Origin of the sequence: Corynebacterium sp. ACRPZ, assembly GCF_022346205.1 — a bacterium.
Taxonomy (GTDB): domain Bacteria; phylum Actinomycetota; class Actinomycetes; order Mycobacteriales; family Mycobacteriaceae; genus Corynebacterium; species Corynebacterium lehmanniae.
The window spans coordinates 65,880-87,320 of record NZ_JAKRMR010000008.1 but is presented as its reverse complement, the minus strand read 5'-3'; the positions used below and the strand labels follow the sequence as shown (position 1 = coordinate 87,320).

The 21,441-nt window shown below is 66.6% G+C and carries 22 protein-coding genes; 16 read left to right on the top strand and 6 right to left on the bottom strand.

The features are described 5' to 3' along the window. The first annotated feature begins 114 nt into the window (after positions 1-114). Positions 115-1,626, top strand: a complete 1,512-nt coding sequence (gene mqo, locus MHX64_RS07090; RefSeq protein ID WP_239356913.1) for a malate dehydrogenase (quinone) — start codon at positions 115-117, stop codon at positions 1,624-1,626. 33 nt (positions 1,627-1,659) lie between these two features. On the opposite strand, the gene MHX64_RS07085 is transcribed toward mqo, so the two are convergent. Continuing rightward, positions 1,660-2,865: a protein adenylyltransferase SelO family protein gene (locus tag MHX64_RS07085; protein ID WP_239356910.1), complete on the bottom strand. Its 1,206-nt coding sequence runs from the start codon at positions 2,863-2,865 to the stop codon at positions 1,660-1,662. Between the two features lie 24 nt (positions 2,866-2,889). Here MHX64_RS07085 and cobA point away from each other — a divergent pair, with 24 nt between their 5' ends. The 4 genes from cobA to MHX64_RS07065 are packed head-to-tail and all read left to right on the top strand — an operon-like array spanning position 2,890 to position 5,119. Beyond that, on the top strand, positions 2,890-3,630 hold the full coding sequence (gene cobA, locus MHX64_RS07080; protein ID WP_239356907.1) for a uroporphyrinogen-III C-methyltransferase: 741 nt from the start codon (positions 2,890-2,892) through the stop codon (positions 3,628-3,630). After that, on the top strand, positions 3,614-4,573 hold the full coding sequence (locus MHX64_RS07075) for a class I SAM-dependent methyltransferase (protein WP_239356905.1): 960 nt from the start codon (positions 3,614-3,616) through the stop codon (positions 4,571-4,573). Before cobA ends, MHX64_RS07075 begins: the two co-directional genes overlap by 17 nt. A 40-nt stretch (positions 4,574-4,613) precedes the next feature. After that, complete coding sequence (locus MHX64_RS07070; protein ID WP_239217144.1) at positions 4,614-4,865, top strand: type II toxin-antitoxin system Phd/YefM family antitoxin; 252 nt, start codon at positions 4,614-4,616, stop codon at positions 4,863-4,865. Continuing rightward, complete coding sequence (locus MHX64_RS07065; protein WP_239356904.1) at positions 4,865-5,119, top strand: Txe/YoeB family addiction module toxin; 255 nt, start codon at positions 4,865-4,867, stop codon at positions 5,117-5,119. Before MHX64_RS07070 ends, MHX64_RS07065 begins: the two co-directional genes overlap by 1 nt. Here the strand turns inward: MHX64_RS07065 and MHX64_RS07060 are convergent. Further along, the gene (locus MHX64_RS07060; protein WP_239356903.1) at positions 5,116-5,853 is read right to left on the bottom strand and encodes an NAD-dependent deacylase; all 738 of its coding nucleotides are present in this window, start codon (positions 5,851-5,853) and stop codon (positions 5,116-5,118) included. The two genes, MHX64_RS07065 and MHX64_RS07060, sit on opposite strands and share 4 nt — an antisense overlap. Before the next feature lie 267 nt (positions 5,854-6,120). Between MHX64_RS07060 and MHX64_RS07055 the strand changes: the two genes are divergently transcribed. Continuing rightward, on the top strand, positions 6,121-6,993 hold the full coding sequence (locus tag MHX64_RS07055; RefSeq protein WP_239356902.1) for a hypothetical protein: 873 nt from the start codon (positions 6,121-6,123) through the stop codon (positions 6,991-6,993). Between the two features lie 89 nt (positions 6,994-7,082). Here the strand turns inward: MHX64_RS07055 and MHX64_RS07050 are convergent, their stop codons facing one another. Beyond that, the gene (locus MHX64_RS07050; RefSeq protein WP_181888634.1) at positions 7,083-7,808 is read right to left on the bottom strand and encodes a DUF1648 domain-containing protein; all 726 of its coding nucleotides are present in this window, start codon (positions 7,806-7,808) and stop codon (positions 7,083-7,085) included. 10 nt (positions 7,809-7,818) lie between these two features. Beyond that, positions 7,819-8,505: a peroxide stress protein YaaA gene (locus MHX64_RS07045; RefSeq protein ID WP_239356901.1), complete on the bottom strand. Its 687-nt coding sequence runs from the start codon at positions 8,503-8,505 to the stop codon at positions 7,819-7,821. Between the two features lie 31 nt (positions 8,506-8,536). On the opposite strand from MHX64_RS07045, the gene MHX64_RS07040 reads away from it, so the two are divergent. Continuing rightward, entirely contained in the window at positions 8,537-10,324 is a 1,788-nt protein-coding gene (locus MHX64_RS07040) for a proline--tRNA ligase (protein WP_239356900.1), read from the top strand. Here the strand turns inward: MHX64_RS07040 and MHX64_RS07035 are convergent. Further along, positions 10,321-11,127, bottom strand: a complete 807-nt coding sequence (locus tag MHX64_RS07035) for a DUF4439 domain-containing protein (RefSeq protein ID WP_239356899.1) — start codon at positions 11,125-11,127, stop codon at positions 10,321-10,323. The two genes, MHX64_RS07040 and MHX64_RS07035, sit on opposite strands and share 4 nt — an antisense overlap. A 31-nt stretch (positions 11,128-11,158) precedes the next feature. Here MHX64_RS07035 and rimP point away from each other — a divergent pair, with 31 nt between their 5' ends. The 9 genes from rimP (at position 11,159) to MHX64_RS06990 (ending at position 20,489) form a co-directional block, all read left to right on the top strand. Beyond that, complete coding sequence (rimP, locus tag MHX64_RS07030; RefSeq protein ID WP_239356898.1) at positions 11,159-11,710, top strand: ribosome maturation factor RimP; 552 nt, start codon at positions 11,159-11,161, stop codon at positions 11,708-11,710. Continuing rightward, a complete protein-coding gene (gene nusA / locus MHX64_RS07025; RefSeq protein WP_239356897.1) occupies positions 11,707-12,726 on the top strand; it encodes a transcription termination factor NusA in 1,020 nt (339 codons plus the stop codon). Before rimP ends, nusA begins: the two co-directional genes overlap by 4 nt. 131 nt (positions 12,727-12,857) lie before the next feature. Then, positions 12,858-13,190 (top strand): YlxR family protein, encoded by a 333-nt coding sequence (locus MHX64_RS07020; RefSeq protein WP_239356895.1) that lies wholly within the window; start codon positions 12,858-12,860, stop codon positions 13,188-13,190. Between the two features lie 105 nt (positions 13,191-13,295). Further along, positions 13,296-16,157 carry a translation initiation factor IF-2 gene (gene infB, locus MHX64_RS07015; RefSeq protein WP_239356892.1) on the top strand — a complete coding sequence of 954 codons (2,862 nt, stop codon included), beginning with the start codon at positions 13,296-13,298 and terminating at the stop codon, positions 16,155-16,157. 117 nt (positions 16,158-16,274) lie between these two features. After that, complete coding sequence (gene rbfA / locus MHX64_RS07010; RefSeq protein WP_181888627.1) at positions 16,275-16,715, top strand: 30S ribosome-binding factor RbfA; 441 nt, start codon at positions 16,275-16,277, stop codon at positions 16,713-16,715. Continuing rightward, the gene (locus MHX64_RS07005; protein ID WP_239356889.1) at positions 16,708-17,700 is read left to right on the top strand and encodes a bifunctional oligoribonuclease/PAP phosphatase NrnA; all 993 of its coding nucleotides are present in this window, start codon (positions 16,708-16,710) and stop codon (positions 17,698-17,700) included. Before rbfA ends, MHX64_RS07005 begins: the two co-directional genes overlap by 8 nt. Then, entirely contained in the window at positions 17,693-19,030 is a 1,338-nt protein-coding gene (locus tag MHX64_RS07000) for an MATE family efflux transporter (protein ID WP_239356886.1), read from the top strand. Before MHX64_RS07005 ends, MHX64_RS07000 begins: the two co-directional genes overlap by 8 nt. Further along, positions 19,027-19,827 carry a metallophosphoesterase gene (locus MHX64_RS06995; RefSeq protein ID WP_239356885.1) on the top strand — a complete coding sequence of 267 codons (801 nt, stop codon included), beginning with the start codon at positions 19,027-19,029 and terminating at the stop codon, positions 19,825-19,827. The genes MHX64_RS07000 and MHX64_RS06995 overlap by 4 nt, the downstream gene beginning before the upstream one ends. Next, entirely contained in the window at positions 19,827-20,489 is a 663-nt protein-coding gene (locus MHX64_RS06990; RefSeq protein ID WP_239356942.1) for a 4'-phosphopantetheinyl transferase, read from the top strand. The genes MHX64_RS06995 and MHX64_RS06990 overlap by 1 nt, the downstream gene beginning before the upstream one ends. A gap of 41 nt (positions 20,490-20,530) precedes the next feature. Here MHX64_RS06990 and truB read toward each other — a convergent pair whose 3' ends face one another. Further along, complete coding sequence (gene truB / locus MHX64_RS06985; protein WP_239356884.1) at positions 20,531-21,424, bottom strand: tRNA pseudouridine(55) synthase TruB; 894 nt, start codon at positions 21,422-21,424, stop codon at positions 20,531-20,533. Between the last annotated feature and the right edge of the window lie 17 nt (positions 21,425-21,441).

Sequence of the window (21,441 nt, the reverse complement as noted above, 5' to 3'; positions counted from 1 at the left end):
TCTGCGGACGGTCGGCACCTGTGGTCGTCGACAAGCCTTTGCACCTTGGCGATGAAGGGGACGTAATATAGTCACCACTCCCAAAAGTCGATAAACATCAAAGGATGACTACGTATGTCTGACAACGGTGGTAAGAAGTACGCGGACGAGGTGGACATCCTGCACGTCGGCGCCGGCATCATGAGCGCGACGTTGAGCTCGATGCTGCACGAGCTGGAACCCGAGTGGTCCCAGATGATCTTCGAGCGGCTTGATGGGCCTGCCGAGGAGTCCTCCTACCCCTTCAACAACGCTGGCACCGGCCACTCCGCCCTGTGCGAGCTGAACTACACGCCCGAGAAGAAGGGCCGCATTGATGTCTCCAAGGCGATGAACATCAACGAGAAGTTCCAGCTGTCGCGCCAGTTCTGGTCCTACCAGGTGGAAAACGGTGTGCTGACCGACCCGCGCGCCTTCATCAACCCCGTGCCGCACGTGTCCTTCGCCCAGGGCGAAGACCAGATCAACTACCTGCGCAAGCGCTACGACAAGCTCTCCGCGAACCACATGTTCCCCAACATGCAGTTCGCGGACGACCGCGACACCTTCGCTGAGAAGCTGCCGCTGATGTCCCAGGGCCGCGATTTCGACGCCGAGCCGGTGGCCATCTCCTGGACCAACGTCGGCACCGACATCAACTACGGCTCGCTGACCAAGCAGTTCCTCGACGCCGCCAAGAACAACGGTACCGAGATCCGCTACGGCCGCGAAGTGACCAACATCAAGCGCGAAGGCAACTTCTGGAAGGTCACCGTCAAAAACGCCCACACCGGCGACAAGCAGGTCGTGCGCGCCCGCTTCGTCTTCGTCGGCGCCGGCGGCTACGCCCTCGACCTGCTGCGCAAGGCAGGCGTGCCCGAGGTCCACGGCTACGCCGGCTTCCCGATCTCCGGCATGTGGCTCAAAACCGACAACCAGGAACTGGTGCAGCAGCACAAGGCCAAGGTCTACGGCAAGGCCAAGGTCGGCGCTCCGCCGATGTCCGTGCCACACCTGGACCTGCGCGTCGTGGACGGCAAGGAATCCCTCCTATTCGGCCCCTACGGCGGCTGGAGCCCGAAGTTCCTCAAGGAAGGCTCCTACCTGGACCTGTTCAAGTCCATCCGCCCGGACAACATCCCGTCCTACCTGGGCGTCGGCGCGACCAACCTCGCACTGGTGAAGTACCTGGTGCAGGAAGTCTTCCGCGACTTCGACGGCAAGGTGGACATGCTGCACGAGTACTACCCGGCAGCAGACGGCAAGGACTGGGAGGTCGTGGTCGCCGGCCAGCGCGTGCAGGTGATCAAGCCGGCCGCCGCTCCGCGCTTCGGCACCCTCGAGTTCGGTACCGCCCTGGTCAACGACCAGAACGGCACCATCGCCGGCGTGCTCGGCGCATCCCCGGGCGCATCGATTACCCCGGCCGCCATGATCGAGCTTTTGGAGCGCTGCTTCGGCGAGCACATGATCGACTGGGCCGACAAGCTGCACGAGATGTTCCCCACCTACGGCAAGTCCCTCAAGCGCGACAAGGACGCCTACGACGAGCAGTGGGCGTGGACGCAGAAGACGCTGGGGCTGGACACGGGCGAAAACACGCTGTAGCGCGACTTCGTCGCACTACAGGGGGAGCGCTTCCTACGTCCCGCAGAAGGTGACGTAGGGCAGCTGCCCCTCAGGCCGGGCCATCCATTCGGGCCCGGCCTTTTCGTTGTAGGGGTCGCTCACCGCGGCGAGCAGCTCGTTGTACGCGGTGTAGTCGACGCGGAGCTCGGCGGCGTCGATAGCCTCCTGCAGCATCTGGTTTCGGGGGATGAAGATAGGGCCGGGCTCACCGTTGATGCCGTGCTCGCGGTTGTAGGTGGTGATGTCGGCAGCCGCGTTGAGCCCGTCGTGGTCGTCCCCGATCCACGTCGCCCAGGCCTCGTCCCAGGCTGGCTGGACAGTTTTGACGTAGGCGTCGACCTTCTCCGCGCCGAGCAGCGGATAGAGCGCCTCCGCCAGCCGCGCCATGTTCCAGGCGATGATGTTGGGCTGGTTGCCAAACGCGTAGCGTCCCTGCCTGTCGATGGAGGAGAAGCTCGCGGTACCGTCGAAACGCTCGGTGAACGCGCACGGCCCGTAGTCGATGGTCTCGCCCGACAGCGCCACGTTATCGGTGTTCATCACCCCGTGGACGAATCCCAGGCGCATCCAGTGCGCCACCAGGTCGAATTGGCGGCGGGTGACGGTGCGCAGCATCTCCTCGGCATCTGCGAAGCCCGCGGCCGTAACCACCTTCTGTGTCAGCTCCTCCGACTGCGTCGCCGCGTACTGCACCGTGCCCACGCGCAGGTGGCTCTTCGCCACGCGCACCACAATGCCGCCGGGGACCGCGCCGTTTTGGCGGATCACGGTGCCGCCGGTGGACAGCACCGCAAGCGAGCGGGTGGTGGGCACACCGACCGCGTGCATGAACGTGGAAACCAAGTGCTCGCGCAACATCGGCCCGATCGCGCCCACCCCGTCCGAGCCCGGACGTGAAAACGACGTCAGACCCGAGCCCTTGAGCTGGATCTCATATCCGCAGGTGTCGCCGAGGAGGAGGGCGCGGCCGTCGCCAAGCAATGGCACGAACTGGCCGAACTGGTGCGCCGCGTACGCCATGGCGTGGCCGCCGGAGGCGCCGGAGAGGAACTGCAGGCCGTCGTCAGACGTGAGCCATGCGGCATCGAGACCGAGCTCCTCCGCAAACGGCTCGTTGAGCGCAACAAGCTGCGGGTTCTCAAACTTCGTGCCGGGCTCTGCGTGCGCGAGCTCCGGCAGGGTCTCTGCGAGCGTGTGGGCGAGCTGGGGTCGATTCATGGCTCCACCCTAAACTGATTGCCTATGACTACCGGCCACATCACACTCGTAGGCGGCGGCCCAGGCGCGTGGGACCTGCTGACCATCCGCGGATTGCGCGCGCTCGAGGCTGCCGACGTCATCCTCGCCGACCACCTCGGCCCCTCCGCCGAGCTGGAGAGTTTCTTGGACCTGTCCGGCAAGGAAGTCGTGGACGTGGCGAAGCTGCCGTACGCGAGGCAGGTCGCGCAGGAGCGGATCAACGAGATGCTGGTCGCTTACGCGCACGAAGGCAAGCAGGTGGTCCGGCTCAAAGGCGGCGACCCGTACGTGTTCGGCCGCGGTTTCGAGGAGCTACAGGCGTGCGCCGCCGCCGGGCTGGAGTGCTCGGTGGTGCCGGGCGTGACCTCTGCGGTGTCCGTGCCGGCCGCCGCTTCGGTGCCGGTGACCCAGCGCGGGGTGACGCACGCGTTTACGGTGGTCTCCGGGCACCTGCCGCCCGGGCACGAGAAGTCGCTGGTGGACTGGGGTGCGCTCGCTCGCGTCGGTGGCACGATCGTGGTGGTGATGGGCGTGCGCAACGTGCGCGCGATCACGGCGGCGCTGGTGGAGGCCGGGCTGTCCGGGGACACTCCCGCCGCCGTGATCCAGGAGGGCGAGACGGACGCGCAGCGGGTGTACTTCGCCACCGCAGCGAGCTTGGCCGACGTGATGGAGGCCGAAGGCGTCGCCGCGCCCGCCGTGTACGTGGTGGGGGAGGTCGCGGGCCTTGCGCACGCTGGATAGCTTGATCTGGGATGTCGCCTTCGGCGCGGCTGACGGTGGTCAAAGGACAGTGCTCATCTGCCACGACCCGACCCTGGACCTGACCCGCGCGGCGGTCGCGACGGGCGCGCCCGTGCTGTTCTGCGACTCGGACTACACGCGCAGCCAGCAGGCCCGGTCGCTCGGCGCCGAGGTGGCCGGGGACGTGCGCCTGGACGAGTACCTCGCCGGCGCGACCGGGGCTGCCGTTGCGGTCGGAGAGATGCCGAAGTCCCTGGCGCGGCTGGATTACCTGGCGCGTTCTATCGCGGGCGCAGGCTTCGACGAAGTGCGCCTCGTGCTCGGCGCGAACAATAAACACCTCGCACGCAGCATGAACGCGACGTTGGGGGAGTCGTTCGAAGAAGTTGCCGCCTCGCTCGGCCGCGGCAAGTTTCGCTGCCTGGTCGCCTCCGGCCCCCGCGAGGTGTCGTATGAGCCATTGCTTTACGACGGCCTCGTCGCCGTCGGCGGAGTTTTCTCCGGCGCAAAACCGGACCGGGGCGGGGAGCTGCTTCGCTCCTGCCTGCCCGCCGAGCCCGGCCGGCTTCTCGACCTGGGCTGCGGCAACGGCTCCGTCACCCGGGGCTTGGGCGGCGTCGCCACGGACGCGGACGCCGATGCGGTGCTCTCCGCCCGCGCCATCGGGCTGGAGGCGACGTGGGATGACGCCGGCTCCCGATTGCCGGACGCGTCCTTCGACACAATCGCGCTGAACCCGCCGTTCCACGACGGCACCACCGTCGACGCCACGTTAGTGCAGCACCTCCTCGACGCCTCCGTGCGTCTGCTCGCCCCCGGCGGGGCGCTGTATCTGGTGCACAATTCGCACCTGCGCTACCGCGGCGAGGTGGAGCGCCACTTCGCGTCCGTGGAGCAGGTCGCGCGCGGTAGGACCTTCACGGTGCTCCGCGCCAGCTCGTAAATGTGGTACCGTTTTGCGGTACCACATAAAGGAGGGGTAAATGTCCATCAGTGCATCGGAAGCTCGCCGGACTTTATATCCGCTCATCGAGCGTGTGAACAACGACCGCGACGCGGTTGAAATTGTGTCGCGCAATGGCAATGCCGTGCTTATGGCCGCAGAAGACTATGAGGCATGGGTAGAGACTGCTTACCTGTTTAAATCGCGGGAGAACAGGCGCAGGTTGACTCGGTCCTATGAGGATGCCCTCAACGGCAAGTTCGTTGAGCATGATCTCGATCTGGATGAGTAATGCGCCTCGTTTGGACTGCTGATGCGTGGAGCGACTACCTCTATTGGCAAACCAACGATAGGAAGATGCTGAAGCGCGTGAATCAGCTTCTCCGTGATACGCTGCGAGATCCTTTCGAAGGGATTGGTAAGCCTGAACCGTTGAAATATGGAGCGGATGGTGCCTGGTCAAGGCGTATTACCCAAGAACACCGGTTGGTTTACATGCTCGCAGATGGCGATCTGGTAATCCTGCAGGTCCGCTATCACTACTAGCCCAGAAGAGCAGGCAGCGCGTTGGCGGCGGTGTCCTCGATGACCACGTCGGCCAGGTGCGACAGGTCGGTGCGCATGGGGGTGACCTCGATGATGGGGATCTCGCGGGCGTGCGCCATCAGCGGCAGGCCGGCGGCGGGGTAGACCACCCCGGAGGTGCCCACGATCACCAGCGCGTCAGCGGTGCGCATGCGGCGCTCCGCTTCCCTCCACTCGGCTTCCGGCAACGCCTCGCCGAACCAGACCACGCCGGGGCGCACTGGGCCTCCGCATTCCGGGCAAGCCGGGGGAGTAATTGCTGTCACGGGTTCTTTGGGGAGATCGATGGGCTGGGCGAAGCTTTCGTCGCAAAGCGTACAGCGAAAGTCGAACAGCGAGCCGTGCAGATGGACGACCTCCTTGCTTCCCGCGCGCTCGTGGAGGTTGTCGATGTTTTGCGTGGTCACCGTCGTCTTCGGCGACTTGGCGACGGCGACGTGGCCCGCGTTCGGCTCCGCCTGCTGCGCGAGGTGGGCGCGCCAGAGGTACCAGGCGAACATGGTGTCGGGATCGTCGTGCCACGCGTCGATGGACGCCATGTCCTGCGGGTCCACGTTCTCCCACAGACCGGTCTGCGCGTCGCGGTAGGTGGCGATGCCGCTGTCGGCGCTCATGCCGGCGCCGGTGAAGACCTCGATGTGCGAGGCGTCGGCGATAAGGGCGCGGGCGGTGTCGATGGTGGAGGAGGCGGTCATGGGTGCGACGGTACCTGTGGGGCGGGGGCCAGGGGGCGGTGTTAACGACGATATCGGCATTTAGGGCTGACGCGGCGGTAAAAGCCCTGGTCGCGGTCGGGTCGGGACGGTAAATGCCGATATCGTCTTTTGTACAGAGAGGTTCCCAAGTACCTGAACTGTGGATAACGATGGCGGCGAGTTATCCACAGATGAGCAAGAGCCCTTCCATTTTGCGTGAACCTCTGTCAGTATCGCGGCATGGATCGGGGGAGACAAGCAGAGATTGTGCGCAAACTACGCCATCGGGATAACGTCAACGACAACGCAGGTGCAGTGATCCTGTCATCGAAGCACTGCATGTCGCGGGCCGACTTCTCGGGGCTCGCGTTCTATGAGAGGCGGTGGATCCAGGCCATCGCTGCGGGGAAAGCCGCCAGGAAAGCAGCACTGGCCGGGCGATCAGCTGCAAGGGTGTTGGATATGTGGGTGGTGACGACCGAGGTCAACGAGCCAGTGGAGCTACTTCTGCCAAACGGCAAAGCGCCGCCGAAGAAGCAGCAGCCGGCGAACACGGTCTATCACCGGGCAAGGAAGCGGCCAGCGACAATCCGGCGCTTCGACACACTGCGTGCCACGGATGAACTGACCACGGCGTTCGAAATCGCGCTGCGACATGGTTTCCGGGAGGGGCTCGTCGCCATGGACTGGATACTGAAGTTCTACGCGGACAGAGACACGGTCGAGGCCGAGATGGAGAAGCTGGGCAGGGTGCGAGGCATTGACACGCTGCGGAAAGTAGTGAGGTTCGCGGTGGACAACTCGCGCTCGCCGTTCGAGTCGTACGGAAGAGCGATTCTGATTGAGCGGGTGGCGGAGCACTGGATCGTCAACGGCATGTTTGCCGGCTATGAGGTGGATCTTCGCCGCGGGATGTTCGTGACGGAGATAGACGGCGACTACAAATACGACGGAGTGACGTTCAAACCCACCGACGAGACGCTGCGGAAAGAACGCCGCCGCGAAAAGAACCTGCTGAAGGCCGGCGTCAAGCTACTGCGCCCATCGCCGGTCGATTTGTTGTTCAGAGAAGATGAGTTTGTGGCTGATGTGCGCCGGCTTCTCGCGTTAGCGGAGATGGTTGAGAAGGCGGCGAGTTAGCGCAGGTAGAAGGGGTGCAACCGATAAACCGATAAATTCCACTCGGCCGATAAACCGATAAATCTCGCCGGCGCGAGGGCAGGACCGAGCTAGACCGCAAAAGACAGCGCCACGCACACTATGGGGATCAAAGCTATGCCGACCACCACCCGCCGCAAGTAGCGCTTGCCCGGCGCGTGGGCGGTGTTCACCGCGATCTTGCCCGGGTTCGACGGCAGCACCGCGGCGACCATAGGGTCGTTCGGCGCCGAATAGGTGCCCATGCCGCCCTGGTAGCGCAACTGCTCGTTGCGGGCCTGTTCGTCCGCGTCCGGTTCGATCCCGTCCTTTTTTGAGGTCACGCGCATGCCGATCACCACCACATAGATGATGAAGCCGATCCAGAGCACAATCTCCAGCCAGAACGGCAGTTTCACGTCCGGCACCACCATGGAGATGTTCATCACCGCGAACAGTGCGGCCATCGCGAGGATTATTTTGGAGACGATGTCTGCGGAGGCGTCGCAAAGCTTCTCGACGCGCCGGGCCACCGTCTCCGAAAACGGCAACGCGCCGTCGGCCGGGACGTCGACGGTGTGCCGGGCAAGCGATCTCGGCGGCAGAAACAGCGGCAGGATCAGCGTTACCGCGATGCCGATGATCATCGGCAGGGTCGTGCTGAGCAGCGTCTTCGGCGCGAAGCCGTCCGCCTCGCCGGTGGGGCCGATGTGCACCGTCACAGGGTCGGGGATCGCGTCCCAACGCAGCAGGATGTAGGCGAACCCGGCGGCGTAGATCAGCGCGGCCAGGGCGTAGCGACGGTACTGGGATGGCATGGAGCTCAACCTACACACGCATTGTGAGCAGTGTGCCGTCGACCGAAACGTCGAACCCGGCGGCGGAAGCGATGTCGGCGACATCTTCGGCGGACGTGGCGTCGTGAGGCGCCAGCGCGCGGGCCAGCTCGCCCTTGTACTGCTTGTTGAAGTGGCTAACCACCTTGCCGGTGTCGGCTTGCTCCACGCGCACCGTCAGCGCTCCGGGCACCGGCCCGAGCTGCTGGTAGGCGCCGGAGCGCATGTCCACCACGAACCCCTGATCACCGAGCACATCGCTAACTGACGTGCCCCACCACGCCTTCATCGTCTTCCCGCCGACCTTGGAGCCGCCGGAAACGCGGTAGCGGGGGATCAGATCGCCTGCGCGCGCCACCCCGAACAGCGCGGAGCCCACGGCCAGGCGTGCCAGGGCCTCATCGGGCAGGGACGGAGCGTCGAGGGCGTCGTAGAGCACCCCGGTGTAGCGCTCGATTGCCGGCATCACCGGCGCCGTGCGCAACGCGAGGTTCTCCTCGGCCTCCGCGCGCTTTCCGGCAGGGATTTTCAGCTCACGCATTTGGGTGTCCACGTCGGTGGCCGTAAGGACGTCGATAAGCGATGTGCGTACGGCGTCGAGGGAAGGAAACGACAGCGACATGGTGGCGTCGGTGCCGCCGGGGGCTTTGGTTTCAGAAGGCGGGAGCACGATCAGCATGCGCAAAACCCTAGCGGTAAACTTCCAAACCATGATTACACGCCTGTCCACGCTGTTCCTGCGCACGCTGCGCGAAGATCCCGCCGACGCCGAAGTGCCAAGCCACAAGCTGCTGGTGCGCGCAGGCTATGTGCGCCGCGCCGCGCCGGGCGTGTACTCCTGGCTGCCGCTGGGCCTGCGCGCGCTGCGTAAGATCGAAGGCGTTGTGCGCGAGGAGATGGACGCCATGGGCGGCCAGGAGCTGCTCTTCCCGGCGCTGCTGCCGCGCGAGCCGTACGAGGCCACTAACCGCTGGGCGGAGTACGGCGACGACCTGTTCCGTCTGAAGGACCGCAAGGGCGCGGACATGCTGCTCGGGCCCACGCACGAGGAGATGTTCACCACCGCGGTGAAGGACCTGTACTCCTCCTACAAGGACTTCCCGGTCACGCTGTACCAGATCCAGACCAAGTACCGCGACGAGGCGCGTCCGCGCGCCGGCATCCTGCGCGGGCGCGAGTTTGTGATGAAGGACAGCTACTCCTTCGACATGTCGGACGAGGGGCTGGACCAGTCCTACGCCAACCACCGCGCCGCCTACCAGCGCATCTTCGACCGCGTTGGATTGAAGTACGAGATTTGTAAGGCCACCTCCGGCGCCATGGGCGGCTCCGCGTCCGAGGAGTTTTTGGCGTATTCGGACAACGGCGAGGACACCTTCGTCGTCTCCACCGCGGGCGATTACGCGGCGAACGTGGAGGCCGTGACCACGGTCGCGCCCGAGCCGCGCCCGATTGAGGGGCTGCCGGAGGCGGTCGAGCACGACACGCCTGCGTCCGAGACCATCGCGGCGCTCGTGGAGTGGGCGCAGGATGCTGGCGTGCTTGTCGACGGCCGCTCCGCCGAAGCCGCCGACACCCTCAAATGCATGATGGTGAAGGTCAACGACCCGCGTCAGGTAGATGAGGACGGCGAGCCGGTCGGCCCGCAGCTGGTCGGCGTGCTCATCCCAGGCGACCGCGAGCTGGACGAGAAGCGCCTCGAGGCGTCGCTTGAGCCCGCCACGTTCGAGCTGGCCAGCGACGAGGACTTTGCCAAGAACGACTTTTTGGTGAAGGGCTACGTCGGCCCCCGCGCGCTCGCGGCGAACGGCGTGCGCGTGCTGGCGGACCCGCGCGTGGTCGACGGCACCTCCTGGATCACCGGCGCGGACGCGCCCCAGAAGCACGTGGTGGGCCTGGTCGCCGGGCGCGACTTCACCGTCGACGGCTACATCGAGGCTGCCGAGATCAAGGCCGGCGACCCGTCGCCGTCCGGCAACGGCACCGTCGAGCTCGCCCGCGGCATCGAGCTGGGCCACATCTTCCAGCTCGGCCGCAAGTACACCGAGGCCATGGACGTGCAGATCCTGGACGAAAACGGCAAGCGCGCCGTGCCCACCATGGGTTCCTACGGCATCGGCATCTCCCGCATGCTCGCGGTGATCGCTGAGCAGCGCCACGACGACAAGGGCCTGGTCTGGCCGGTGGAGATCGCACCGTTCCAGGTGCACGTCGCGGTGGCGAACAAGGACGCCGCCGCCCTCGAGGCGGGCGACCGCATCGCCGCCGAGCTGTCCGACGCCGGGCTCGAGGTGCTTTTCGACGACCGACCGAAGGTCTCCCCGGGCGTAAAGTTCAAGGACGCCGAGCTGCTGGGCATGCCGTTCATTGTCATTCTCGGCCGCGCGTTCGCCGACGGAGTGGTGGAGCTGCGGATCCGCGGCGGCGAGACACTGGAGGTCCCGGCCGACGAGATCGTGGCGAAGGTGCAGGAGCTCGTCGCCGAGCGCCTCGGCTAGACCCGCTGGGCGTGGGCGGCCAGCCTGATGGCGTCTCCGCGCCAGGTCGCCGATTCCGCGTGCGCGGCGGCGTAGCGCCACTGCTTGACAAGGTCGCTCTGCATGGTTTTGACCAGCTGGGCGGCATCTTCTGCGTTCGCGGGCTCGGCATAACCCTCGGCGAACTCGTACCCGGCGGCCGGAACCAAGGCCTCGCCGTCGGCGACATCCAGCACGCGGGTCAGTGCCGCGGTGCGCTCGTGGGAGGCTTCGCGCAGCTCGCCGACGCGCTCGCGCAGATCGGAATCGGCGTAGGCGAGCGCGAGACCGAGCCCGTAGTAGACGGCGTTTTCTCGGGCGAGCATGTCGCGGGCCGCTTCCGTGTCGGCGGTATCCGACACTGTCTCGGTGACAGGCTCGAGGTCGACGGGGGAAAGCGTGAGTGCGTCGATAGCCTGGGCGACGATGAGGTCGACAGACTCCGCCGGCACCTTGTCTGCGGCAGCGACGGTGTGTTCGAGCAGCGCGTCCGCGTTACCCGTGGCGGGCAGGTCGGTGTCGCCGTAGCTGACGTCGCATGAGGTGGGCGTTTGCCCCTGCGCGTCCAGGCCGCACAGCCTGCGCGCTTCCCCCTTCAGCTCCTCGCTCTGCTTCTTGCGCATCTCGCGCCACTGCTCCCGCGCGGGGTCCCCGCCGGACCAGTCGGCGGAGGCCTGCTTCGCCAGCGCCATGATCTCGCCGTTCGCGCGTGGACCCACGACGTCCATCACGGTGCAGCTGGTGAGCAAAAGCGCGGCGGCGGGCAGCAGGAGGAGTTTCTTCACGCGCTGCACGTTACACGCTAGGTTGGTCGGCATGGCTTTTCCCACGAACGAGGTAATCGAGCGCATGGTTGCACCGGTTGCGCGCACCTACGGCATGGACATTGAGAAGATCCGCACGGTCAAGGCGGGCAAGAAGTCGCAGGTGATCATCGCTCTGGATTCGGACGAGCATCCGACACTCGATGACCTCGAGGAGGTGTCCAAGGAGCTCTCTACGCTTTTCGACGACGCCGAGGAACGTGGTGAGGTCAGCTTCGGCGCGGGCTACACCCTGGAGCTGACCACCCCGGGCGTGGACCTGCCGTTGACTGAGGCGCGGCACTTCCGCCGCAACCGCGGCCGCAGGGTCAAGGTGGGCGGGGAGCAGTGGCGCGTGGGCCCGCTCGACGCGGAGGAGACTCAGGTGGCGCTGGTGCGTGCGCCGAAAAAGGGGGAGGAGGTTCGCGTTTCGCCAGTTTCTGAATTGTCGGGCGCAGTGGTAGAAATTGAATTCAATGCCCCGCCGGCGGCCGAAACGGAGCTGGCGGATCGGGCGTTTGAAGAGCTTGAGGCCGCTGCGGCGGAAGGAAAGGAACACAAGTGAATATCGACTTGAACGCGCTGAAGGCGATCGAGGAACAGCAGGGGATCGCCATGGAGGATTTGCTGGCGACCATCGCGAATGCACTGCTGTTTTCCTACCGCGAGTTCAAGGAGGGGGATGCCGGGGCGAAGGGGGATGACAAGTCCAAGGCGCGCGTCGACATCGACACAGAAACCGGCGACGTCGCCGTCATCGTCAGCGAGCTGGACGCCGAAGGGGAGGTCGTCTCCGAGTACGACGACACTCCGGTGAACTTTTCCCGCATCGGCTCCGTCGCTGTGCGCGACGCCATCAAGGGCCGCCTGCGCCAGGCGGAAGCCGGCCGCGTCTACGACGAGTACTCCGGGTTCGAGGGCCAGGTGGTCTCCGGCATCGTGCAGCGTGACGCGCAGGCGGAGGCCCGCGGGCTGAACATCGTCCAGCTGGGCACCGAGGCAGACCCGCAGGACGGCATCCTGCTGCCGGCGGAGAAGATCCCGGGCGAAAAGCTCAAGCACGGCGACCGCATCAAGGCTTACGTCGTGGGCGTGAACAAGGGCGATAAGCGTGTGCAGGTGAACCTGTCGCGCACGCACCCGGAGCTGGTGCGCGGCCTGTTCGCGCTTGAGGTGCCGGAGGTCGCGGACGGCTCTGTGGAGATCGTCGGCATCGCGCGAGAGGCGGGCCACCGCTCCAAGGTGGCGGTGCGAGCCACCGTCAAGGGCGTCAACGCCAAGGGTGCCTGCATCGGCCCGCGCGGAGCGCGCGTCACCAACATCATGTCCGAGCTCGGCGGCGAGAAGATCGACATCATCGACTGGGACGAGGATCCTGCGAAGTACGTGGGCAACTCCCTGGCCCCGTCGAAGGTGGTTTCCGTCGAGGTGCTGGACCTTGAGGCGCAGGCTGCCCGCCTGACGGTGCCGGACTACCAGCTGTCGCTGGCCATCGGCAAGGAAGGCCAAAACGCGCGTCTTGCGGCTCGTCTGACGGGCTGGAAGATCGACATCCGCTCCGACGCGGACGCAGCCGAGTAAATAACACCGCTGTAACCAGGAAGCCCGCTGGAAATATAGATCCAGCGGGTTTTGGCGTACAGTGTTATACGGCTTTTGTGTCCGCACGTTCAGGTGCGGCGACGATGATCGCGAGAAAGGAAGGGACGCGGATGGGTGTTGCTCGAAAGCAGCCGATCCGCACCCGAACCTGCATCGCCACCCGCACCGCGCAGCCGGATACCCAGCTGCTGCGGGTTGTCGCCGATCCGGACGTGCCAGGGCGGGTGCTCGCAGACCCGGGCAGGAAACTTCCTGGCCGGGGAGCGTGGATCACGCCCTCCATGGATGCGGTCGAGCTGGCGGAACAACGCCGTGCCTTCGGGCGGGCGCTCCGTCTGTCCACTGCGGTGGACCTAGGTCATGTACGTACGTACCTTGCGTCGTCGCAAAGCAACAGCGACGGGGTGAACGACCCAGACGAAAAAGGAAAGACTGAACACTGATGAGTACGCAACCATGAAGCAGCATCAGCGATGAATGTCACTGACCACGTCTAGGGGCAGGTAGCCGGAAGGGCACTGCTCCTAGCAACAACGAAGAGGAGATACGTGTCCGGAAAGCTACGCGTTCACGAGTTGGCCAAACAGCTCGGCGTAACAAGTAAGGAACTGCTCGCCACGCTCAAGGAGCAGGGCGAGTTTGTGAAGACGGCGTCGTCGACAATCGAGCCGCCCGTCGTGAAGAAGATGAAGGCGCACTACGCCAAGCAGGCTGGCGGCGACGATGCTGCCGACGACAAGAAGGCCGAAGCTGCGCCGAAGAAGCCGCCGCTGAAGAAGCCGGGCCAGAACCGCGCGAAGGCTGCGGCGCCGAAGCCTGCCTCCCCGAAGCCGGCGGGCGAGAAGCCGGCCAAGCCGGCGGAGAGCAAGCCGGCTGCGGCGAAGCCGGTTCCGGGCGCCCCGAAGCCGGGCGCAGCGAAGCCAGCGGGCGGCGAGCCGGCACCGAAGCCGGGCGCAGCAAAGCCCGGTGCGCCGAAGCCGGGCGCAGCAAAACCCGGTGCACCGAAGCCGGGCGCCGCCAAGCCTGGTGCGGCAAAGCCCGGTGCCGCGAAGCCTGGTGCCGCCAAGCCCGGTGCCGCGAAGCCGGGCGCGCCGAAGCCGGCAGCGAAGGGCGGCGCTCCGACGCCGGGCGCGATGCCGCGTCCGGTGCCGAAGCCGGGCCGTCCGCGTGTGGCAAACAACCCGTTCTCTTCCAACACCGGCGGCGGCCAGCGTCCGCCGCGTCCGGGTGGCGGGCGTTCGGGTGGCGGCCGTCCCGGCCAGGGTGGTCCGCGTCCTGGCGGCGCTCGTCAGGGCGGCGGCTCCCGTCCGTCCCCGGCTGACATGCCGGCAGGTCCGTCCCCGACACAGATGCCGTCCAAGGCGGCCGCTCCAGGCGGTCGCGGCCGTGGTGGCGGCGGTGGCCGTGGCCGTGGTGGCGGACCGGGCGGTCCCCGCTTCGGCGGACCGGGCGGCGGCGGTTTCCGCGGTCGCGGCGGACGCCGCGGCGGCACCGCTGGTGCGTTCGGCCGTCCCGGTGGTGCACCGGGCAAGCGCCGCAAGTCCAAGGGCCAGAAGAGGGCCGAGTACGAGGAGATGCACAAGCCGAACGTCATCGGTGGCGTTCGTCTGCCTGACGGCGGCGGCAAGACCGTCCGCCTGCGTCAGGGCGCGACCCTGTCGGACTTGGCGGAGAAGATCAACACCGACGCGTCCTCGCTCGTGCAGGCGCTGTTTAACCTCGGTGAGATGGTGACGGCGACGCAGTCCGTGTCCGAGGACACGCTGCAGCTGCTCGGCGCCGAGATCAACTACGAGGTGCAGATCGTCTCGCCGGAGGACGAGGACCGCGAGCTGCTCGAGTCCTTCGACCTGCAGTTCGGCGAGGACGAAGGCGGCGAGGAAGCGCTCGAGCAGCGCCCGCCAGTGGTCTCTGTCATGGGCCACGTCGACCACGGTAAGACCCGTCTTTTGGACTCGATCCGCAACGCCAATGTGGGCCGCGGCGAGGCCGGCGGTATTACCCAGGGCATCGGCGCGTACCAGACCGAGGTCACCCTCGAGGACCAGCCGCGCAAGATTACGTTCCTGGACACCCCGGGCCACGAGGCGTTCACCGCCATGCGTGCCCGCGGTGCGAAGTCCACCGACCTGGCCATTTTGGTCGTGGCGGCGGATGACGGCGTGATGCCGCAGACCGTCGAGGCGATCAACCACGCCAAGGCGGCCGAGCTGCCGATCGTGGTCGCCGTGAACAAGGTGGATAAGCCGGAGGCGCAGCCGGACAAGATCCGTGGCCAGCTCACCGAGTACGGCCTCGTGCCGGAGGAGTACGGCGGCGACACCATGTTCATCGACATCTCCGCGAAGCAGGGCACCGGCATCGACGACCTGCTGGAGGCCGTCCTGCTCACCGCCGACGCGGCGCTCGAGCTGACGGCGAACCCGGACATGGACGCCCAGGGTGTGGCCATCGAGTCCCACCTGGACCGCGGCCGCGGCCCGGTGTCCACCGTCATCGTGCAGCGCGGCACGCTGCGCGTCGGCGACTCCATCGTCGTCGGCGGCAACTTCGGCCGCGTGCGCCGCATGGTCGACGAGTGGGGCAACGACGTCGAAGAGGCGGGCCCGTCCCGCCCGGTGCAGGTCCAGGGCCTCAACGGTGTCCCGGGCCCGGGCGACAACTTGCTCGTGGTGGACGACGACCGCGTGGCGCGCCAGATTGCGGCGCAGCGCGACGCCCGCCACCGTGCGGCGATCCAGGCGCGCAGCAAGAAGCGCGTCTCCCTGGAGAACCTGGATCAGGCGCTCAAGGAGACGAGCCAGCTCAACCTCATCCTCAAGGGCGACAACGCCGGTTCGGTGGAGGCCCTGGAAGAGGCGCTACTCAAGATCGAGATCGACGACGAGGTCGAGGTCAACATCATCGACCGCGGCGTCGGCGCCGTGACCCAGACCAACGTCTCCCTCGCGGCGGCGTCGGACGCTGTCATCATCGGCTTCAACGTCCGCGCCGACGGCAAGGCCACCGAGGAAGCCAACGCCGAGGGCGTGGAGATCCGCTACTACTCGGTGATCTACCAGGCCATCGAGGACGTGGAGAACGCGCTCAAGGGCATGCTCAAGCCCATCTACGAGGAGCGCGATCTGGGCGAGGCGGAGATCCGCCAGATCTTCAAGGCCTCCTCCGTCGGCCTCATCGCCGGCTGCATGGTCACCGAGGGCAAGGTCAAGCGCGGCGCGAAGCTGCGCCTGGTCCGCGACGGCAACGTCATCACTCCGGACGCGACCATCGAGTCGCTGCGCCGCGAGAAGGACGACGCCAACGAGGTGGCGAAGGGCTACGAGTGCGGCATGGTGCTGTCCTACCCGGACATCCAGGTGGGCGACATCATCCAGACCTACGAGATGGTCGAGGTGCCGCGCGACTAGCACTGCCGCGTGACAACCGTCGCAAAGCAATTGCTTTACGACGCCAACCCCCGCTCCGCGCGAACCCGCGCAGGGCGGGGGTTACACTATTGAGAGTTTCGGACAAAGGAGTTGAGCATGGCTGACAACCCACGCGCGCAGCGCCTGGCAAAGCAGATTCAGACGATCGTCGCTTCCGCCATCGAGCGAGAGGTGAAAGATCCCCGCTTGGAGCTGGTCACCGTCACCGACACCCGCGTCACCGGCGACCTGCATGACGCAACCGTGTACTACACCGTGCGCGGACGCGACATCAACGACGAGCCCGATTACGACCAGGCGGCAGAGGCGCTGCACCGCGCCCGCGGTCAGATCCGCAAGATCGTGGGCGACCAGCTCAGCGTGCGTTTCACCCCGACGATCGCCTTTGAGCGTGACACCGTGCCTGAGTCGTCCGCCCACATGGAGGAGCTGCTCAACCGCGCCCGCGCCCGCGACGAGGAGCTGGCGAAGCTGCGCGCGAACGCGAAGCCGGCGGGTGAGAGCGACCCCTACAAGCGCACAGGTGACGATGTCTAAGCAGGCACCGGTATACATTCCGGAGGCGGCGGCGCAGTTTGAGGCCGCCGCCTCCCGTGTGCGCGCAGCCGAAACAATCTCGGTGGTCGCGCATATCAAACCGGACGCGGACGCGATCGGCTCCGCGTGCGCGCTGGCGTTCGGGCTGGAGAAGCTGGGCAAGGACGTGCAGGTCTACATCGGCCAGCCTCTGCCGCACTCGGCGAACATGCGCACCATCCCGGGCGTGGGCCGCATCCACTATGGGGCACCGCTGCCTGACGACGGGCTCGTGGTCACCGTGGACTGCGCCTCTGCCGACCGCACCGGCTCACTCATGCCGGCGATTTTGGAGGACCCCTCGCGGGTCATCGTGATCGACCACCACAACACCAACCCCGGCTTCGGCGGGATGAACCTGATTGTGGAGAGCGAATCCACCACCGTGATGGTCCGCGAGCTGCTGAGCTGCCTCGGCGTGGAGCTTGACCCGGACATCGCCTACTGCCTGTACGCCGGCCTGGTCACGGACACGGGCAGCTTCCGCTGGGGCACGCCCCGCATGCACGTCTTCGCCGCGGAGCTGATGGAGTACGGGCTGAACACCCGCCAGATTGCCCTCGACCTGATGGACACGATGGGCCCTGTGGACCTGCAGCTGATGGGCGAGGTGCTGGCCAAGACCCAGATCGTGCCCACGAAGCGACTGTCGGTGGCGGTGCTGACGATTCCAGTCGGCATCCACTCGCGCATGAGCCAGACGGCGGTGGAGTCGATCATCGACTACTCCCGCTCGCTGGAAGGCACCGATGTCGGCGTTGTGCTCAAGGAGCAGGCGCCGAAGTACTGGGCGATGTCGCTGCGCTCGGTGGTGGTGGATGTCTCCGCCGTCGCGCAACAGCTGGGCGGCGGCGGCCACTGGGCCGCGGCCGGCTACTCCGCCACCGGCACCCGCAACGAGGTCATACGCCAGCTTCTCGACGCGTTCCCGGAGCCCGATGACTAACTCGCAACCAGCAACACAACGTTCAATGGGCCGCGAGATCCTCATGCTCGCCCTGCCTGCGCTCGGCGTCTTGGCAGCCAACCCGCTGTACCTGCTTCTGGATACCGCGGTGGTGGGCCGGCTCGGCACCGCCGAGCTCGCCGCGCTCGCGGCGGGGGCTGCGATCCAGTCCACGGTGACCACCCAGCTGACGTTTTTGTCCTACGGCACCACTGCGCGCAGCTCGCGCTTCTTCGGCGCCGGCCGGCGAGACAAGGCTGTCGCAGAGGGGGTGCAGGCCACGTGGGTGGCCTTGGGCGTCGGCACGCTGCTGGCGCTCATTGTGGGGCTGTTCGCGCAGCCTCTCGCCCAAGCGCTCGCCAGCGATTACGACACGAGTCTGCGGGCGGCCCAGTGGATGCGCGTGGCTGTTTTTGCGGTGCCGATGACACTGATGATCATGGCCGGAAACGGCTGGATGCGCGGCGTGCAAAACACCAAGCTGCCGTTTTACCTCACCCTGTGCGGGCTGGTCCCCGGCGCGATTTTGCTGCCGATCCTGGTGGGGCGCTACGGGCTGATCGGCTCGGCGGTCTCCAACGTGATCGGCATGGGGATCACCGCAACGCTGTTCGTGGCCGTGCTGGTGCGCGAGAACGGCAGGTACGGCGGTAGCTGGGCGCCGCGTTGGGGCGTGATCAAACGCCAGCTCGTGCTGGGCCGGGACCTGATTTTGCGCTCGCTGTCGTTCCAGGTCTCGCTCCTCGCGGCCGCGTCGGTGGCAGGCCGGATCGGGGTGGTGGCGCTGGCGGCGCACCAGCTCATGCTGCAGCTGTGGAATTTCCTCACGCTCGTGTTGGATTCGTTGGCGATTGCGGCGCAGACACTGACCGGTTCCGCGCTGGGCCGCGGGGGAGCGAAGGAGGCCCGCGCCGTGGGGGTGCAGTCGCTGAAGTACTCCATGATCTTCGCGGTGGCGCTGTCCGCCGTGTTCGCGGTGTTCGCTGTGCCGATTCAGACTCTGTTTACGTCGGACCCGGAGGTCGTCGACACGCTGCGGGTTCCCTGGTTCCTGCTCATCGGGATGATCTTGGTCGGCGGGGCGGTCTTCGCCCTCGACGGCGTGCTGCTCGGCGCCGCCGACGCAGCGTTTCTGCGCAACCTCACACTGTTTTCGCTGTTGGGGGTGGCGCTGCCGTTCATCCTGGCCTCCGGGGCGTTCGGCTGGGGGCTTACCGGCATCTGGGTCGGGCAGCTGGGCCAGGTTGTGGCGCGGTTGATTGGCGTGGCGTGGAGATTCCGCTCAATGCGGTGGGCCGTGTCTGGCGTGGATGGTAAGAATGAGGAATGACCACCACGCTCTGGGCCGTAAGCGACCTGCATGCGGCGGTGAAGCGCAACGGCCCGAAAATCGATGCCATCCAGCCGGCCGACCCGTCGGACTGGCTCATTGTCGCGGGTGACGTAGCCGAGCGCCCGGAGCTGATCGTCCAGGTGATGGAAGATCTTGCCAACCGCTTCGACACGGTGGTGTGGGTGCCGGGCAACCACGAGCTGTTCTGCCGTTCCGCGGACAGGCACCGCGGGCGCGAGAAGTACACGATGCTGGTGCAGGCCATGCGTTCGATCGGCGTGATCACCCCGGAGGACCGCTACCCGGTCTTCGGCGGAGTGACCATCTGCCCGCTGTTCACCCTCTACGACTACTCGTTCCGCGCCCGCGACCTGACCGTGGAGGAGGCGCTCGCCGCGGCCCACGAGAACAACGTGGTGATGACCGACGAGGTCGCCATCGCCCCCTTTGTGGACATCCGCGCCTGGTGCTGGGACCGCCTGGCCTACACCACCAAACGGCTGTCCCGCATCAATGGCCCGACGATCCTGATCAACCACTGGCCCTTGGTGCAGGAACCGGTGCAGCGCATGCAGTGGTCCGACATCGCCCTGTGGTGCGGCACCCGGCACACGCGAACCTGGGCCCAGCGCTACAACGCGCAAGCGGTCGTGTACGGTCACCTGCACATGCCGGGGGTGACAACTGTCGACGGAATCGAGCACATCGAAGCGTCTCTCGGCTATCCGCGCGAATGGGAGCGTCACCCGTCCGCGCAGCCGTTCCCGTACCCGGTCATGGAGGTTGAGCAGTGATGCAAGACGTTGCGCTGTTCCCTGCCGAGGCACGCTGCGTGTTCTACCTGACCGACGACGCATCCGACGCCGTGGACCTGACCCGCTACGAGCACCTGCACCCCGACGAGCGCAACGAGGTCAGCGCCGCCGTGGACCTGCGCAAAGGCGAGTTCGGCGACGCCCGCTGGTGCGCCCACCAGGCCCTGCGCGAGCTCGGCGTCGAATCGGCCGGGGCGATCCTGCGGGGGGAGCGGGGCATGCCGCTGTGGCCGGAGGGTTTCACCGGCTCGCTCACGCATACCGACGGGCTGCGCGCCGCCGTGGCCGCCTCCACCCGGCACGTGCACTCAATGGGCTTGGACGCGGAACCCGCCGAGCCGCTCCCGGACGGTGTGCTGCGTTCCATCGCCAGTTCCACCGAAATCGCGATGGTGCAGCGGCTGCAGGCCGACGGCTACCCGTGGGCGGACCGCCTCCTGTTTTGCGCGAAGGAAGCCACCTACAAGTGCTGGTACCCGATGACCCGGCGCTGGCTGGACTTTGACGAAGCCGAAATCGAGCTGCGCACCGACGGGTCCTTCACCTCCCAGCTGTTGGCCCGCCCCGCACCCGTGCCGCTGTTTGAGGGCCGCTGGGTCGAGCGCTGCGGCTACGTGGTCACGGCCACCTACGTGCGGTAGCGCGGGCGCGGCGACGGCGACCGCAGCCCAACCAACACCGTCTACAGCGTCGACGGGCGCGCCACGAACACCGTGGCCAGCCGCTTGCCTTTCTCCTTCACCAGCGCTACCGCGCGCCCGTCCGGGCCCACCGCCGCGTGGACGCCTTCCAGCCCGCGCGGCTCCAGCCATTTGCCCATGGCCAGGGCGTCGTATTCCTCGGCAGTCACGTCGAGCACCGGCCACGCCCGCGTCAAGGCCTCGTCCAGGCTCAGGGACAGCTCGGCGGAGTCCTCGAGCTGTTCGAGGGTGCGTGCGTCGGTGAGGGAGAAGGAGCCGACGCGTGAGCGTCGTAAGGCAATCAAATGCCCCCCGACACCTAAGGCGGCGCCGAGGTCGCGCCCGAGCGAGCGGATGTAGGTGCCGGAGGAACAGTGCACGCGCGCGTCGACGTCCACGAACTCGCCGGCGCGGCGGATCTCGCCCAACTCAAACGCGTGGATGGTCACCTCGCGGGCGGGGATGTCCACCTCCTCGCCGGCGCGTACCAGCTCGTGCGCGCGCCGCCCGCCGATCTTGATCGCGGACACCTTCGACGGCACCTGCATGATCGTGCCGGTCAGCTTCGCCACCTCGGCGCGGATCGCCGCATCGGTCACCCCAGAGGCATCATGCTTGTCGACGATCTCGCCCTCGGCATCATCCGTCGTCGTCGAGGCGCCCAGGCGAATGGTGGTTTCGTACACCTTGTCCTCCGCCACCAGGTGGGCCAGAAGCTTCGTCCCGCGCTCGATGCCAGCGACGAGCACGCCGGTTGCCATGGGGTCGAGCGTGCCTGCGTGGCCGACTTTGCGGGTGCCGAAGATACGGCGCAGGCGGGCGACAACGTCGTGGCTGGTCATGCCAGCGGGCTTGTCCACGACGACGATTCCGGAGGTTGCGAGGGGATCGTTCATGCTTCCGAAGTATGCCG